This is a genomic window from Desnuesiella massiliensis (genome assembly GCF_001403615.1).
Taxonomy (GTDB): domain Bacteria; phylum Bacillota; class Clostridia; order Clostridiales; family Clostridiaceae; genus Desnuesiella; species Desnuesiella massiliensis.
In genome coordinates this window covers 780170-793971 of sequence record NZ_LN879457.1, presented here as the reverse complement: position 1 = coordinate 793971, position 13802 = coordinate 780170, and the positions used below count along the sequence as shown (strand labels likewise).

The 13802-nt window shown below is 32.8% G+C and carries 15 protein-coding genes; all 15 read right to left on the bottom strand.

The annotated features are described in order from the left end of the window. Window positions 1-169: 169 nt before the first annotated feature. Complete coding sequence (dhaM, locus tag BN2665_RS21675) at window positions 170-559, bottom strand: dihydroxyacetone kinase phosphoryl donor subunit DhaM (protein ID WP_055669183.1); 390 nt, start codon at window positions 557-559, stop codon at window positions 170-172. A gap of 2 nt (window positions 560-561) precedes the next feature. Beyond that, window positions 562-1209: a dihydroxyacetone kinase subunit DhaL gene (gene dhaL, locus BN2665_RS21670; RefSeq protein WP_055669182.1), complete on the bottom strand. Its 648-nt coding sequence runs from the start codon at window positions 1207-1209 to the stop codon at window positions 562-564. A gap of 122 nt (window positions 1210-1331) precedes the next feature. Then, window positions 1332-2327: a dihydroxyacetone kinase subunit DhaK gene (gene dhaK / locus BN2665_RS21665; RefSeq protein WP_055669181.1), complete on the bottom strand. Its 996-nt coding sequence runs from the start codon at window positions 2325-2327 to the stop codon at window positions 1332-1334. Window positions 2328-2423: 96 nt separating this feature from the next. After that, a complete protein-coding gene (locus tag BN2665_RS21660; RefSeq protein ID WP_055669180.1) occupies window positions 2424-3128 on the bottom strand; it encodes an MIP/aquaporin family protein in 705 nt (234 codons plus the stop codon). 54 nt (window positions 3129-3182) lie between these two features. Further along, a complete protein-coding gene (glpK, locus tag BN2665_RS21655) occupies window positions 3183-4673 on the bottom strand; it encodes a glycerol kinase GlpK (protein WP_055669179.1) in 1491 nt (496 codons plus the stop codon). A 139-nt stretch (window positions 4674-4812) separates the two neighbouring features. Then, window positions 4813-5379, bottom strand: coding sequence for a glycerol-3-phosphate responsive antiterminator (locus BN2665_RS21650; RefSeq protein WP_055669178.1), 567 nt, complete (start codon window positions 5377-5379; stop codon window positions 4813-4815). Window positions 5380-5519: 140 nt separating this feature from the next. Further along, window positions 5520-5888: a DUF1667 domain-containing protein gene (locus tag BN2665_RS21645; RefSeq protein ID WP_055669177.1), complete on the bottom strand. Its 369-nt coding sequence runs from the start codon at window positions 5886-5888 to the stop codon at window positions 5520-5522. A 6-nt stretch (window positions 5889-5894) separates the two neighbouring features. Then, window positions 5895-7154, bottom strand: a complete 1260-nt coding sequence (locus BN2665_RS21640) for an NAD(P)/FAD-dependent oxidoreductase (protein ID WP_055669176.1) — start codon at window positions 7152-7154, stop codon at window positions 5895-5897. A 36-nt stretch (window positions 7155-7190) separates the two neighbouring features. Further along, entirely contained in the window at window positions 7191-8627 is a 1437-nt protein-coding gene (locus BN2665_RS21635) for an NAD(P)/FAD-dependent oxidoreductase (RefSeq protein ID WP_055669175.1), read from the bottom strand. A 249-nt stretch (window positions 8628-8876) separates the two neighbouring features. Then, the gene (locus tag BN2665_RS21630) at window positions 8877-9647 is read right to left on the bottom strand and encodes a MurR/RpiR family transcriptional regulator (RefSeq protein ID WP_055669174.1); all 771 of its coding nucleotides are present in this window, start codon (window positions 9645-9647) and stop codon (window positions 8877-8879) included. Between the two features lie 84 nt (window positions 9648-9731). Next, window positions 9732-10058 (bottom strand): replication initiation protein, encoded by a 327-nt coding sequence (locus tag BN2665_RS21625; RefSeq protein WP_055669173.1) that lies wholly within the window; start codon window positions 10056-10058, stop codon window positions 9732-9734. Window positions 10059-10285: 227 nt separating this feature from the next. Continuing rightward, a complete protein-coding gene (locus BN2665_RS21620) occupies window positions 10286-11113 on the bottom strand; it encodes a YkgJ family cysteine cluster protein (protein WP_055669172.1) in 828 nt (275 codons plus the stop codon). A gap of 335 nt (window positions 11114-11448) precedes the next feature. After that, window positions 11449-11898 carry a GyrI-like domain-containing protein gene (locus BN2665_RS21615; RefSeq protein ID WP_055669171.1) on the bottom strand — a complete coding sequence of 150 codons (450 nt, stop codon included), beginning with the start codon at window positions 11896-11898 and terminating at the stop codon, window positions 11449-11451. 149 nt (window positions 11899-12047) lie between these two features. After that, window positions 12048-13019, bottom strand: a complete 972-nt coding sequence (locus tag BN2665_RS21610) for a helix-turn-helix transcriptional regulator (protein WP_055669170.1) — start codon at window positions 13017-13019, stop codon at window positions 12048-12050. 162 nt (window positions 13020-13181) lie between these two features. Next, window positions 13182-13802, bottom strand: coding sequence for a V-type ATP synthase subunit D (locus tag BN2665_RS21605; RefSeq protein WP_055669169.1), 621 nt, complete (start codon window positions 13800-13802; stop codon window positions 13182-13184).

Here is a 13802-nt window from a genome sequence, read left to right as displayed (position 1 = left end):
CTAAAAAAGTGTTATAGATTCTTATGTATGTTGTAAATAGCATTATAAATTCAACAACAACCCTTGTTAATTTTACACAATATATTTTTCGTTCATCAGTGAAATAATCATAATTCTTAATTATGTCTAAGCAGCTTACCCCTTCAAAAGAATCCTTGATGTAATATAATTAGCTTATTTTCCCTATACACAATCTGCTTAAACTTTCCTTAACTTGTTCCATACTTTTTCCTAAACTTATTTCCACCGCTGCAGTTATAGCACCTTCTACCAAAGCAGCATCTACCATTTCAATATTCCCTCCAAGCTCACTGCTTAAAGCTTCTATAGCCATTTCTCCATTCATAAAGGCACTGCCTAAATCAAAGAGAACTATTACGCCTTTAGGACTATACGCTTTTCTTATAGCTTCGCAAACCTTATGAAAATCACTACCTAACCTCCCATCCTCAGTACCTCCTGTAGCAAAAATCGGTACTTCCGGCGACATTTCTAATGCAAGTTCTCTAACTCCTTCTGCTATCTTTAGACTATGAGAAAGAATAACCAATCCTACCATAACTACTTCTCCTCTGCTTTTTCTTTAACTTTTTCAAAAATAGTTTTTAGTATTAAATAACTAGAGGTAGCTCCTGGATCTTGATGACCAATGCTTCTCTCTCCAAGGTAACTGGCTCTTCCTTTTGTGGCAGCTATAGTTTTAGTAAACTCCACTCCTTCATAAGCACTCTTCTGCGCTTTATCCAATATTTCTGTAGTACTTAAATTATTTTCAATACTAGTTTTTATAACCTTAAGAGCTGGTTCTAAAGCATCTAACATGGTTTTTTCCCCTTGTATTGCTTTGCCTCTAGTCTTAATACCTTCTATAGCGGCTTCAAGCATGAAAGAGAAATCATTTATGTCCATATCTAATTTACCATTTCCTAAGGGTGCTGCCTTCATAAAGGCTGTGCCATATAGTGGACCGGAAGCACCTCCTACATTAGATATTAAGGCCATGCTTACAGTTTTTAAAATGCCCCCTATATCTTTAATTTCTCCATTATTAAGCTTATCTACAGCAGCATTAAAGCCCTTACTCATATTTAGACCATGATCTCCATCACCTATGGCAGCATCTAGCTCTGTTAGATATTGTTTATTTTCTTCAATTACTTTACTTATGTTTTTCATAACCTCTATAACTTCATTTATATTAAAACTCATATTTTTCACCTCTCTATTAAAGGAAGAGTAGTAAGGCATCTCCCAAAAATAACTAGTCAGCCCATCTTTGACTAGTTATTTTTTTACGATGCCTAAAGAAACACCATACTACTCTCTTTATTTTATAGTTGTTTAAAAGCTGGAGTATCTGCTGATTCATCCAATAATTCTTTTAATTCTTCATCTAATCTTAAAATACTAATTGAGAAGCCAGCCATCTCTATGGAAGTCATGTATTCTCCAGTTAATGTCTTATAAACCTTTATACCTTTTTCACTTAGTATACTATGAACTTTTTTATTAACTATAAATAGCTCCATTAAAGGAGTTGCTCCTAAGCCATTGATCATAACAGCAACTTCCTCATTATTTTCTAATTTAATATCTTCTAGTATTTTGCTCATTAAGTGTTCCACTATTTGATCAGCAGACTTTAATTCTTCTCTATGAGTTCCTGGTTCACCGTGAATGCCCATGCCTATTTCCATTTCATTTTCCGCTAATGTAAAATTCGGCTTACCTGCTGCTGGAACTATGCATGGACTTAAAGCCATACCCATGCTACGTACATTTGCTATAACCTTTTCTGCAGTAGCCTTTACTTCTTCTAAAGATGCGCCCTTTTCTGCTTTTGCTCCTGCTATTTTATGAACAAAAACTGTCCCTGCTATACCACGTCTTCCAATAGTCCATGTACTATTTTCTACTGCCACATCATCATCAACTACTACACTGGCAATTTTTATACCTTCTGCTTCGGCCATTTCTTGTGCCATTTCAAAATTCATTACATCTCCTGTGTAATTCTTTATAATTAGTAGAACCCCCTCTTCATTAGCTACAGCTTTAACTGCTTCAAAAACTTGATCTGGAGTAGGAGATGTAAATACAGCTCCAGCTACAGCAGCGTCAAGCATGCCTTTACCTACGAAGCCACCATGAGAAGGCTCATGTCCACTTCCCCCTCCACTTACTAATGCAACCTTTTTAATAGGGGAATCTTTCCTTACTAATACATTAGCATCCTTTAGTTTTCTTAGGTATTGAGGGTAGGCAAAAGCAATACCTTCTAACATTTCTTCAACTACCTGTTCAGGATTATTAATTATTTTTTTCATTTCAAAATCCTCCCATTAATTTACAAATAGAGTTAGATAAAATAAATTATCTAACTCTATTTATCTTTATATTATTTAAATTGACCAAAAATTATTTTAGAATATTGCATTAAAGGTTAAGGCTGCTACTATAGCTCCTAGGATAGGTGCTACTACTGGTATCCAGGAGTATCCCCAATCCGAATCACCTTTTCCATGTATCGGTAAAAACGCATGAGCTATTCTTGGTCCTAAGTCTCTTGCAGGGTTAATAGCATAACCAGTAGTTCCACCTAAGCTCACACCAATTACCCATATTAACAAGCCTACTATAAATGGAGATAACCCATCTGCCATCTTTACAGTTCCTAAACCTAATATACCGAAAACAAGAACGAAGGTACCTATAAATTCAGAAATAAAGTTTGCAGGTGTGTTTCTTATAGCTGGTCCTGTAGAGAAAACAGCAAGCTTTAAGCCTTTATCCTCTGTTTCCTTCCAGTGAGGTAGATAATGTAAGTATACTAAACAGGCTCCTAATATAGCTCCTATCATTTGAGCACAAATATATGCTGGAACCTCTGCCCAAGCAAATTTTCCTATAGCAGCTAGTCCTATTGTTAAAGCTGGATTAAAATGAGCTCCGCTTATTCCCCCAAATATAAAAGCTGGAATTGCTACAGCAAAAGCCCATCCAGTGGCTATTACTATTAAACCAGAATTATTCCCCTTTGTTTTACCTAACAAAACGTTGGCAACAACGCCATCTCCTAATAATATCAATATCATGGTTCCTATTACTTCAGCTAAAAAATGTGACATACTAATTCCCCCCTGTTTTATTTATTGAATACTATAAGTTCTAATTTTATAACTTTACTTTGCCCATGCCTTAGATCTATTAACAGCTTCATGCCATCCATTAATTAATTCTGTTCTTCTTTCAGAAGTCATATTAGGTTGGAAAGCCTTGGAAATAGCCCAATTCTTAGCTACATCCTCTTTATCCTTCCAGTATCCTACTGCTAAGCCTGCAAGGTAAGCTGCTCCTAAAGCTGTAGTTTCAATAACCTCAGGTCTGTCTACTTGAACTCCTAGTATATCAGCTTGGAACTGCATTAAGAAATTGTTAGCACAAGCTCCACCATCCACTTTGAGTGCTTTAAGCTCTATACCTGAATCTTCTTCCATAGCCTTCAACACATCATAGGTTTGATATGCCAAAGATTCAAGAGTTGCTCTAATAAAGTGTTCCTTCTTAGCTCCTCTTGTTAATCCCACCATAGTACCTCTTGCATATTGATCCCAATGAGGTGCTCCTAACCCAACAAAAGCAGGTACCATATATACTCCATTAGTATCTTCTACAGCACTAGCGTACTCTTCTGACTCTGCAGCTGATTTTATCATTCTTAATTCATCTCTTAACCATTGAATGGCTGCTCCTGCAATAAATATACTTCCTTCAAGAGCATATTCAACCTTTCCGTCTACGCCCCAAGCTATAGTAGTAAGTAGTCCATTTTTAGAATCTACTGCTTTTTCACCAGTGTTCATCAACATAAAGCAACCTGTACCATAAGTATTCTTAGCTGTACCTGGGTTATGACAAACCTGTCCAAATAAAGCAGCTTGTTGGTCTCCAGCAGCTCCAGCTATTGGAATTTCTCCCCCTAATAATGATGCATCAGTATTTCCATATACGCAGCTTGAAGGCTTAACTTCTGGTAGCATACATGCTGGAATATTTAAAGTTTTAAGTATCTCTTCATCCCATTTTAATTCATGAATATTAAATAACATAGTTCTTGAAGCATTGGTGTAATCAGTTACAAAGATCTTGCCTTTTGTTAAATTCCAAATTAGCCAAGTATCGATGTTTCCAAACAGTAAGTTACCTTTTTCAGCCTCTTCCCTAGCACCTTCCACATTGTCAAGTATCCATTTTACCTTTGTTCCTGAGAAATACGCATCTAAAATCAGACCAGTTTTCTCTTTTACTACTTTGTCAAAGCCTTTTTCTCTCAACTCATCACACATATTAGAAGTTCTTCTACATTGCCATACTATTGCATTATAAACAGGTTTTCCTGTTCTTTTATCCCATACAACTGTAGTTTCTCTTTGATTTGTGATACCAATAGCAGCTATATCAGCAGCTTCAGCATTTATCTTTGCCATAGCTTCACTAGCAACACCAATCTGAGTAGACCATATTTCCATAGGGTCATGCTCAACCCATCCAGCCTTAGGATAAATTTGTGTAAATTCCTTTTGAGCAACGCTTTCTATAAGTCCTTTCTCGTTGAATAGAATACATCTTGAACTGGTTGTTCCTTGGTCTAGAGCCATTACATACTTTGACATTTAAATACCCCCATCTCTCAAATAAGTAATCCTTTACATTAAATATATAATAAAAAAAGCCGTGCAAAATAAAGCTTATAGCTTATATTGCACGGCTCTCTTTATCTCCGCCTGCATATAGTCTATTAAATTAACTGATTTATTTTAAGTCCCATAAATCATAGCAAGTTGTAGATATGGCCATAGCTCCTGCAGCTATGGATTCCATCACTTCTTTTTTCGTCTGAATGAGTCCTCCTGCTATTATAGGTAGATGTATCTTCTGTTCTAAGGAATTAATGATTTTGCTAGCAACTCCTGGCATAACCTCTACAGCATCAGGAGAAACTGTCAATATATTTTTTATGCCTGTTTCCAAGGATAAGGAATCTATTATAAATATCCTTTGAATAGTATATAACCCCACATTTTTAGCATATTTTATATTTGTAGTTTTAGTGGTAATAATACCATAAGGATTTACATATTCTTTTATAAATTCGATTCCTTTTATATCTCCTTTTAAGCCTTCAATCATATCTAAATGTACAAATACTACTTTCCCGCTATTTTTTAATTGCTCACAGGTATTTTTTATATCTACTATACTTCCATAAAGTATAAATACTATGAGAACATTACTTTCTATAACTCTCTGTAAATCTTCACTGTTTCTTATAGCTGCTACTACAGGGTTTTCTACTAATATCTCCTCTAGTTCATACATTATATTTCCTCCAACAGCTCTTATATATTATATTTATAAAACCCTTATTTAGATTATTACTTATTTAAAATATTTTGTCAATAGCTACTTAATTTGTTAATAAATTAACTATTTTTTATTAAATTTATAATTTAATAAGGTTATGGCTTTTTATCAATTTTCCTGGTGGCTATAATATTTACTCCAGTATTTGCTATATTACTAACTATTATATCACCTATTTTAACAGGTGCCTTTACCACTATATCCTTTAATTCTCTTATGCATTCCTCTATCTTATCTTTAGGTATATCTTTTTCTGTCTTAACGGATAGAGTGTCAAAAATACCACCTATTATACCTACCGAAGTAGTTACAATTCTAGTAGGATTACTGCATTCTTTTATAGCGTATTCTTCTCCTATTTTGCAGCTATTACCTGATACTTTTTTCACATTATTATTTTCTATTTCCACTTCTAGGTTGCAGCCCATAGGACAACCTATGCATATTAATTCTCTTTTATTCATATCCCTCTACTCCTTTTCTACCTTAATGGTTATAGTCTTACATCCACTATGCTTATCTAGCAATGCCTTAGTAAGCTTAACATCTTCCATTTCTCCTGGAGTGAGTATTCTCTTTTTAATATGCATTTCTCTAATGTCATCAAAATAAACAGAAATATAGGAATTTCTAAATACATCCCCTACTCTGAACCTTATACTTATAAACTTTTCAACATTCTCATTATTAATATATTTAGGCACAGTATATCTTATTCCATCTATGGCTCTGATTTCAATATAATTTCCTCTGAAATTTTTACCCTTTATATATAAGGCGGCATTTTTTCCTGCATTATAACTTTCTGTAGTCACATTATCCACTAAGTCATGAACATGCAGCACATTGCCACAGGCAAATATTCCTTCTATATTTGTCTGCATGCTATCGTCTACCACAGGACCAGAAGTAACCTCTGAGAGCTCTATGTCAGCCTTTCTAGATAGTTCATTTTCAGGCACTAGGCCTACAGAAAGAAGCAAGGTATCACATTTTATAAATTCCTCTGTTTCCTTTATTACTCTTCTATTTTCATCTACTCTAGCTATAGTTACCCCTTCTAATCTATCCTTCCCTTTAATGTTAGTAACAGTATGACTCAATTTTAAAGGAATATTAAAGTCATCCAAACACTGTACAATATTTCTTTTGAGTCCACTAGAATAAGGCATGAGTTCCACTACAGCTTTTACTTTTGCTCCTTCTAAAGTCATACGTCTAGCCATGATAAGTCCTATATCCCCAGAACCAAGTATAACTACTTCCCTACCAGGCATATATCCCTCCATATTAACAAACTTTTGGGCAGCTCCAGCAGTTAATATTCCTGCACATCTACTTCCAGGAATATTTATAGCACCTCTTGACCTTTCTCTACAGCCCATAGCTAGAACTATGGCTTTAGCCTTTATTTCAATCATTCCATCATGATCATTAACTGCTGTTATTATTTTTTCTTTATTGATATCTAAAACCATAGTATTTAACTTATAGGGTACATTAAGTTCTTCTACCTTATCTACAAATCTTTGAGCATATTCAGGCCCAGTCAACTCTTCTTTAAAGGTGTGAAGGCCAAAACCATTGTGAATACATTGATTTAGGATTCCTCCTAATTGCGCTTCTCTTTCCAATATTATAATATTTTCTATACCTTCTTCTTTAGCAGATAAAGCAGCAGCTAATCCCGCTGGTCCTCCACCAATTACTACAATATCATATTCTTGCATATTAAACCCTCCACGAATTGGTAAGAAATAATATATTTATATCTCTTCTTTATTTTTACAAATTAATATATTAGAATTTTTTCCAAACTTAGTTACACTAGTTTTATCTATACCAAGCTCTCTTGATAATATGTCTAAAATTCTGGTAGAACAAAAGCCCGCTTGACATCTTCCCATACCTGCTCTTGTTCTTCTTTTCACTGCATCTAGACTTTTTGCTCCTAAAGGCCTGTTTATAGAATCAATTATTTCACCTTCAGTAACAGTTTCGCATCTGCATACTATTCTTCCATATTCCGGCCTTTCTGCAATGAGCTTTCCTCTGGCCTCATTATCTATTTCCCTAAACTTAATAATTCCCTTTCTTATAGGATTATATCTTTCATTTCTCTCCGGTTTTAAAATACCTACTACCGCTTCTTTAACCATTATAGCAATGGATGGAGCTGAACTTAGTCCTGGAGATTCAATACTAGCTACATTTATGAACCCTGGTACATCCTTACATTCACCTATAATAAAATCATCAGTCTCTGTCCTAGCTCTTAATCCAGAAAAAGAAGTAATAATTTGATTCATAGGAAGTATTTTAATGCTCTTTTTTGCTTTTTCTATTATCTCATCTAGCCCCTCTTTAGTAGTATCCAAATCCTCTTTATCTTGTATATCTACAGCATTAGGCCCTACTAATAAATTACCATCCACAGTGGGTGTAACTAAAATCCCCTTACCTAGATTAGTAGGTAATTGAAATATAGTCTTCTCTATCATATTTCCAACATTTTTATCAAATAAGCAATATTCTCCTTTTCTAGGTATAATATTAAACTTCTTCTCACTTATCATATTATTGATTTTATCTGCAAACAGACCAGCTGCATTTATGATTACTTTGGCTTCTATTTTCTCTTTATCTGTAGTTATAATAAAATTTTCTTCTTTTCTTATAATGTTTTTTACTTCATTCTCAAATTTAAATTCTACACCATTACTAAAAGCATTTTCAGCCAAAGCAATGGTCATCTCATAAGGACAGACTATTCCTCCTGTAGGGGCATATAAAGCTCCCACTACTTCATCTGAAATTTTTGGTTCCATTTCTCTTACTTTATCACCATCTAAAATTTCGATGTTAGGAACCCCATTAGCTATACCCTGTTCTTTTAACTTTTCTAATTTATATAAGTCATTTTTATCAAAACAGAGCACAAAGGATCCATTTCTTTTAAATGGAAAATCTAGCTCCTCTGACAATTCATCAAAAAGTAAATTTCCCTTAGCATTTAGTTTTCCTTTTAATTTATCTGGCTTAGCATCAAAACCAGCATGTACAATAGCACTATTAGCTTTTGTAGTTCCTGAGGCTACATCCGTTTCTTTTTCTATGACAATAGCCTTTAAATCAAACTTAGATAGCTCTCTAGCAATGGAGCAACCTATGACTCCTGCACCTATTATTGCTACATCATACATAAAAATCTCCTCCTTCTTAATTTGATATATTCAAGTATTAAGCACATAAAAAAGCAAAAAAAGCCCTACTCTAAAGATAAACTTTAAAATAGCGGCTCTCACAAACTCGGCCTAATTTAATATTCAATTAGCTATAGTCTACCATGAATTTTCTGATAATTCAATATGTAAATGAAATCTTTTTCAAATAAAATTTCATAAAACAAAAGTGTCCCTCTATAATTCTAATGCTGAAGGACACTTTAACCCTTATTGTAAATTCTCTACTAGCTTTATACTCAAATCCATATAGGTTATTAGCATTTGCACTAAGGTATGCAATCCTAATCTTGAAATAATATCATTATATTTAGTTTCTGATTGTTCTGCAAAACAAAACAATTTATAGTTAGCTATTCTTTGTAAGGTGTTATTAGAAAAAGAAGTTAATGAAACCACGTCTACATTCCTTGCCCTAGCTACTTTTGCTATATTTTTAATCTTTTCTGTTTCCCCGGATAAAGACATAAGCAGTAAAACCTCTTCTTTATCTAATCCATCTCCTAATACATCTATAAGATTTTGATCATTTATAAAAATGGATTTAACTTTCATAAGTGCTAGTCTGGAACTTAGCAAATCTCCTATGGGTTTTGAAGCCCCTCTAGCAATTATATATATAGCCTTTGCGTTTAGTAATCTCTCTACAATAGCTTTAACATTTTCCTCACTCTGCAAGGATAAGGTTTTTGTAATTTCCTCATAAATAGTATCTAGAATATCTTCATAGGTTAGATTGACATTTTTAGCTTTCTTTTTTTCTACATAATTTTTTATATAATATCTTAGTTCACTATAACCATCAAAGCCTAATTTTTTTGATAAATTTATGATAGTAGTCTTTGATAGATATAACTCCTCCGCTATCCCATTAGCTGTTAAATTTAAAATATTCTCTGGGTTATCCATTATATACTTTACTATTTTCTTCTCTAGATCTGTTAGCTCATCATAATTAGCAGTCAATTTACTTAGTTCCATTAAAACCCCTCACTTTTGTAATTCCTCATCAACTTTACTTAAGTACATTATAATATGTAGCCTTTTTTTATTCTATGTCATTGTTTATATATAGGAGATTTTTACTTTGTCTTTTTCTCCTTTTACAATCTCATACTTAAACCTTAATGGACATTGTACTTCTTCAAATTCTCTGATTATATTATCTAAAACTTTTATTCTAAGCTGAGAATAGGTATGAGCTAGAGCAGGAGCCATCAATAAGTCCTTTAACTCTTCTAAGGTTATATAAAACGCCTTCTCTTCCATCCTATTATGAAGGTATATATATAATATTTTACTATAAATAGATCTAAATTCAGGAACATTCCTTAAATTATCATTAGCTTTATTTTTTCTGCTATATTTTATTCTTTTTTTATCTACGCTCATTTTATATCACCATCATTTTTTTAATATATCTAATACAACAGTATATCAATAGATACATAAATAGAAAAGAAAAAATCCCTTCGAAATTTCTCCAAAGGAATTTTGATATTTAAATAGTTTATGTTATAGGAGGATGTGAAAAAAGGTGTTCTATAGGTTTCCCTCCACCGTGCGTGGAGCCCCACGAGCGGCCCATGAAAAAGAACACCTATGTTTTTCACATCCTCCTATATATCTCTAATTATATCCTTAAAATCTTCCGAAAACCACTCTATTAAAGGCCTCTTAATAGGCTTTTTCTCTCCCTTTTGTAAATATATTAAATTCTTATATCTTCCTGTATACATAGAAAGATAATCTATAGCTAAGCTACTTATATTTGCTGGAGCAACATTAGGTTTTATAATTTCTGATGCATTATTTTTACACTTATCCGCTGAAGAAAAAACTATAAATTTTCTACAGCTTAAAGGTCTTACTTCGTAAATACTGCAGGCTCCTTCATCATTTAAAAACATGCATGGCATATGCCTTGAAACGTATGCTAAGTATAAGTCATCTAACTCTTTTTCATCTAGCTCATATGGTCTTGGAGTTGTTGTAAGTGAACTTTTCATATATATTAGCTTATTTTTTATTTTTTCAATTTCTTCTTCTGTTTTATTTTCTATTACATATCTCCTTATGTTTTCTGCTTCTATAGCAGTACAATCTAAATATAAGCTGCAACAAGTGGAACATCCTTTTTTACAAGGAGCGTATGCGGAAAATTGTTCTATACCCTCATCAACCTTTTTATATATAGTTCCAAGCAGCTCAAGAGCCTTGCTTACAAAAAGAACTGCTTGTCCTTCTAGGCTGAATATTTTATTCATAGCAAAATCTGTTATGTCATCATATATGTTCATATTTTTAGTATTATTAAAGATTATATCTCTACCTTCATAATTTTTACCTAAGTATTCATACTGAACACTATTTTCTTTACAACAGTTTTCATAAAGCTTTCCACTATTACAAGGACAAAAATTATCCTTGATTAATGAATTATTCAATTAAGACCCCCCTATTTAATATCATAATTATGCTAAAAATTTTTTATATTTTTCATCCAATTTTTTTACTGGAAATTGAAAACTATTATAGCATAAATTTTATTAAATTGTCTAATTTTTACACATTTAATGTAAATAAAGCAATTAAATTGAAAAATATTGTAAAAAATGTATTAGGAAACATAAAATATAATTTTCATTTATATTGAAAGCTTTACATTAATAAGGACTTATGGTTCCTGCTATTAAACTGTTAATAAGGATGTCTAGAAATGAGGCGAGAATACTAAAACCACTCCTTATCAAAGAAGTGGTTTAAAATTATAATATTTCTTTTATTTTATAGGAATGTATATATCAAATTCCCCATTTTGCATAAACCTATGATCATATAATTCAAGCTGAGGTCTGCAATCACATTCATAGGCTGCAGCTGGCATCCATTTAGAGAATATACTTTCATAGAATTCTCCTAAATCATCAATGGCTCCACTATAAGTGTACACTGCATATTTCCCTGCTGGCACCACCTTTGCGTCCATGCCCGCTGGTATATCTTCAAAGCTGTCCACCTCTGTACAAGCGGTATAGTGAAATCTTCCTTCAGCATCGGGCATATCATCACATATGCCATAATATAATTGAGATTTACTTTTATGTTTTACATTGTTACAGCTCTTATTAAAGACCTCCCAAAGCTCTTTAATCTCCCCTTTACTGTTGTTGCCAAAGTAGGTAATGCCCACTGCTTTAAACTCTTTAATATTAATAATTTTTGCTTCCATATTATAATATCTCCTCTCATATCTTTTATAAAGCATCTTCTCAAAATAACTAATCAGTGGCGCGCATATTTGACTAATTATTTTTTCTAATGCCTAATTTAATTATATCGCTAATCTTTGCCATAAGTATGTCAAGGATTTATAGAGTCTTAAAAATTATTAAAACTTAATATGTTTTTCGCTTTGCCTATAATAAAGTTCTTAACTTCTATAGGTTCTATTATTTGAACTTCATCACTTAAAGGAAAAAGCATACTACAAGCAGTTTCAAAGCTTAGCATATCTATTTTATAAATCCAATATGCTCCATGATTTAAACACTCAAGTATCTTAAACCCTTCTAGAAAACCTTTCTTTTCCTTGAAAAGCTTCACTTTCACTGGATACTTCTCACATACTACATCCTCCGAAGCGGCTTTTTCAATAAATTGCTGTTTACTATTTCCCCAAAATTCTTCTAAAGAAAATTCTCTCGGTATAACAAAGTTCTCTAATAATATTTCAGGATTCACAATTCTACTGCATTTAAAAATTCTTTCCTGATTTTTTTCTTCACAAAAGGCCACTAAATACCACTGCGAATTCTTGACTATGACTCCATAGGGTCTTATAATCCTTTCTGTTTCTGTTCCATCATATTTTCTATAATTAATCTTCATTTTTTTCAAATCAAGTATGGCATTCTTTACAATATCTATATTCTTATTTTCAAGTTTTTTTCCCCACCAAGGCTCCGCATCAAAAAAGAACCTCTCCTTGGCTTTTACAATATCTTCTCTATATTTTTCCGGCACACTATTTTCAAGCTTTATGATTGTATTTTTTAATTCCTGTGCTGCTTCTGTATTTTTGTCCACATTAATACCCATGGTGGAAAGAAGTATATTCACAATATCTTTTTTATATAAAAAATCCGTATGAAACTTGTATCCTTCCATAAAAGAAAATCCTCCTGCAGGGCCTGGAATCGAAACTATAGGGATACCTGCTTCACAAAGTATATCTATGTCTCTATATATAGTTCTCTCTGAAGACTCAAGTATTTTGGCCAGTTCTCTGGCTTTCACAGCCTCCTTTGAATTGAGCAACATAATTATACCTATAAGTCTATGCAATCTCATAAGTTCACATCCTCGTAATTTCTCTTTTTATTTTTTTATAATATAAGCATATCAAATTTTAAGTAATCCTTAAACAACTTGACCTTAATAAAAATAAAAAGAAGCTTCTTATCAAGATATAACCCTTGATAGGAAGCTTTACTTTTTGATAACCTCATTATTTTAAGTGTCTTTTTTATGCTTTTTCTTTACCACTTTAAGCCTAAAGAAATCTTCTCTTTCCTTCTCCTCTAATACCTCTGTAACGAATTTAACTATTTCTTCAAATTTAGGAATTTGAATATTTTGAAGTGCATTGGCTCTCTTTTGAGTTTTCTTTACTTCCATAGCTAACCTATAAATCGCATTCTCTATTTCTGCTAGTTCATAGGTTAGGTATTTTACGTTGTTAAATTCCTTCATAGCCTCATCTATAGCGGCACTGCTTCTATAGAAACCATATTTAGGCTTTAGCTCCTTTTTTTCAAAATTCACTTTTGGTACTTCTACTCCCATGACGCTTTTAAATAATATGTCATAATCCTTAGCCTCTTCTACTGTCATGGCTATATCTTCCACATTAGTTATTCCAGAATTGATGCTGGCATACCTTAGAGCCTCATAGGCCCTAGAAAAAGTTAAATTTATTTGTTCCTGAAGCTCATGGGCCTTAGATACATAAGACATCATCTCTCTTATAAGCACATTTCTTTTCTTATCTAATAGTTCAAAGCCTTTCTTAGAAAAATCCAAGGAGTTTTTGGCAGACATTAAGGTGGATTTGGTTGGTGCAAAATTCTCCAT

Excerpts from the sequence above, each read along its gene's own strand:
- BN2665_RS21660 (WP_055669180.1), bottom strand. The coding sequence starts at position 3,128 with ATGTCACATTTTTTAGCTGAAGTAATAGGAACCATGATATTGATATTA.
- BN2665_RS21610 (WP_055669170.1), bottom strand. The coding sequence starts at position 13,019 with ATGAGATTGCATAGACTTATAGGTATAATTATGTTGCTCAATTCAAAG.
- BN2665_RS21635 (WP_055669175.1), bottom strand. The coding sequence starts at position 8,627 with ATGTATGATGTAGCAATAATAGGTGCAGGAGTCATAGGTTGCTCCATT.
- glpK (WP_055669179.1), bottom strand. The coding sequence starts at position 4,673 with ATGTCAAAGTATGTAATGGCTCTAGACCAAGGAACAACCAGTTCAAGA.
- BN2665_RS21605 (WP_055669169.1), bottom strand. The coding sequence starts at position 13,802 with ATGGAGAATTTTGCACCAACCAAATCCACCTTAATGTCTGCCAAAAAC.
- BN2665_RS21615 (WP_055669171.1), bottom strand. The coding sequence starts at position 11,898 with ATGGAAGCAAAAATTATTAATATTAAAGAGTTTAAAGCAGTGGGCATT.
- BN2665_RS21650 (WP_055669178.1), bottom strand. The coding sequence starts at position 5,379 with ATGTATGAACTAGAGGAGATATTAGTAGAAAACCCTGTAGTAGCAGCT.
- BN2665_RS21625 (WP_055669173.1), bottom strand. The coding sequence starts at position 10,058 with ATGAGCGTAGATAAAAAAAGAATAAAATATAGCAGAAAAAATAAAGCT.
- dhaM (WP_055669183.1), bottom strand. The coding sequence starts at position 559 with ATGGTAGGATTGGTTATTCTTTCTCATAGTCTAAAGATAGCAGAAGGA.
- BN2665_RS21645 (WP_055669177.1), bottom strand. The coding sequence starts at position 5,888 with ATGAATAAAAGAGAATTAATATGCATAGGTTGTCCTATGGGCTGCAAC.
- BN2665_RS21630 (WP_055669174.1), bottom strand. The coding sequence starts at position 9,647 with ATGGAACTAAGTAAATTGACTGCTAATTATGATGAGCTAACAGATCTA.
- dhaK (WP_055669181.1), bottom strand. The coding sequence starts at position 2,327 with ATGAAAAAAATAATTAATAATCCTGAACAGGTAGTTGAAGAAATGTTA.
- dhaL (WP_055669182.1), bottom strand. The coding sequence starts at position 1,209 with ATGAGTTTTAATATAAATGAAGTTATAGAGGTTATGAAAAACATAAGT.
- BN2665_RS21640 (WP_055669176.1), bottom strand. The coding sequence starts at position 7,154 with ATGCAAGAATATGATATTGTAGTAATTGGTGGAGGACCAGCGGGATTA.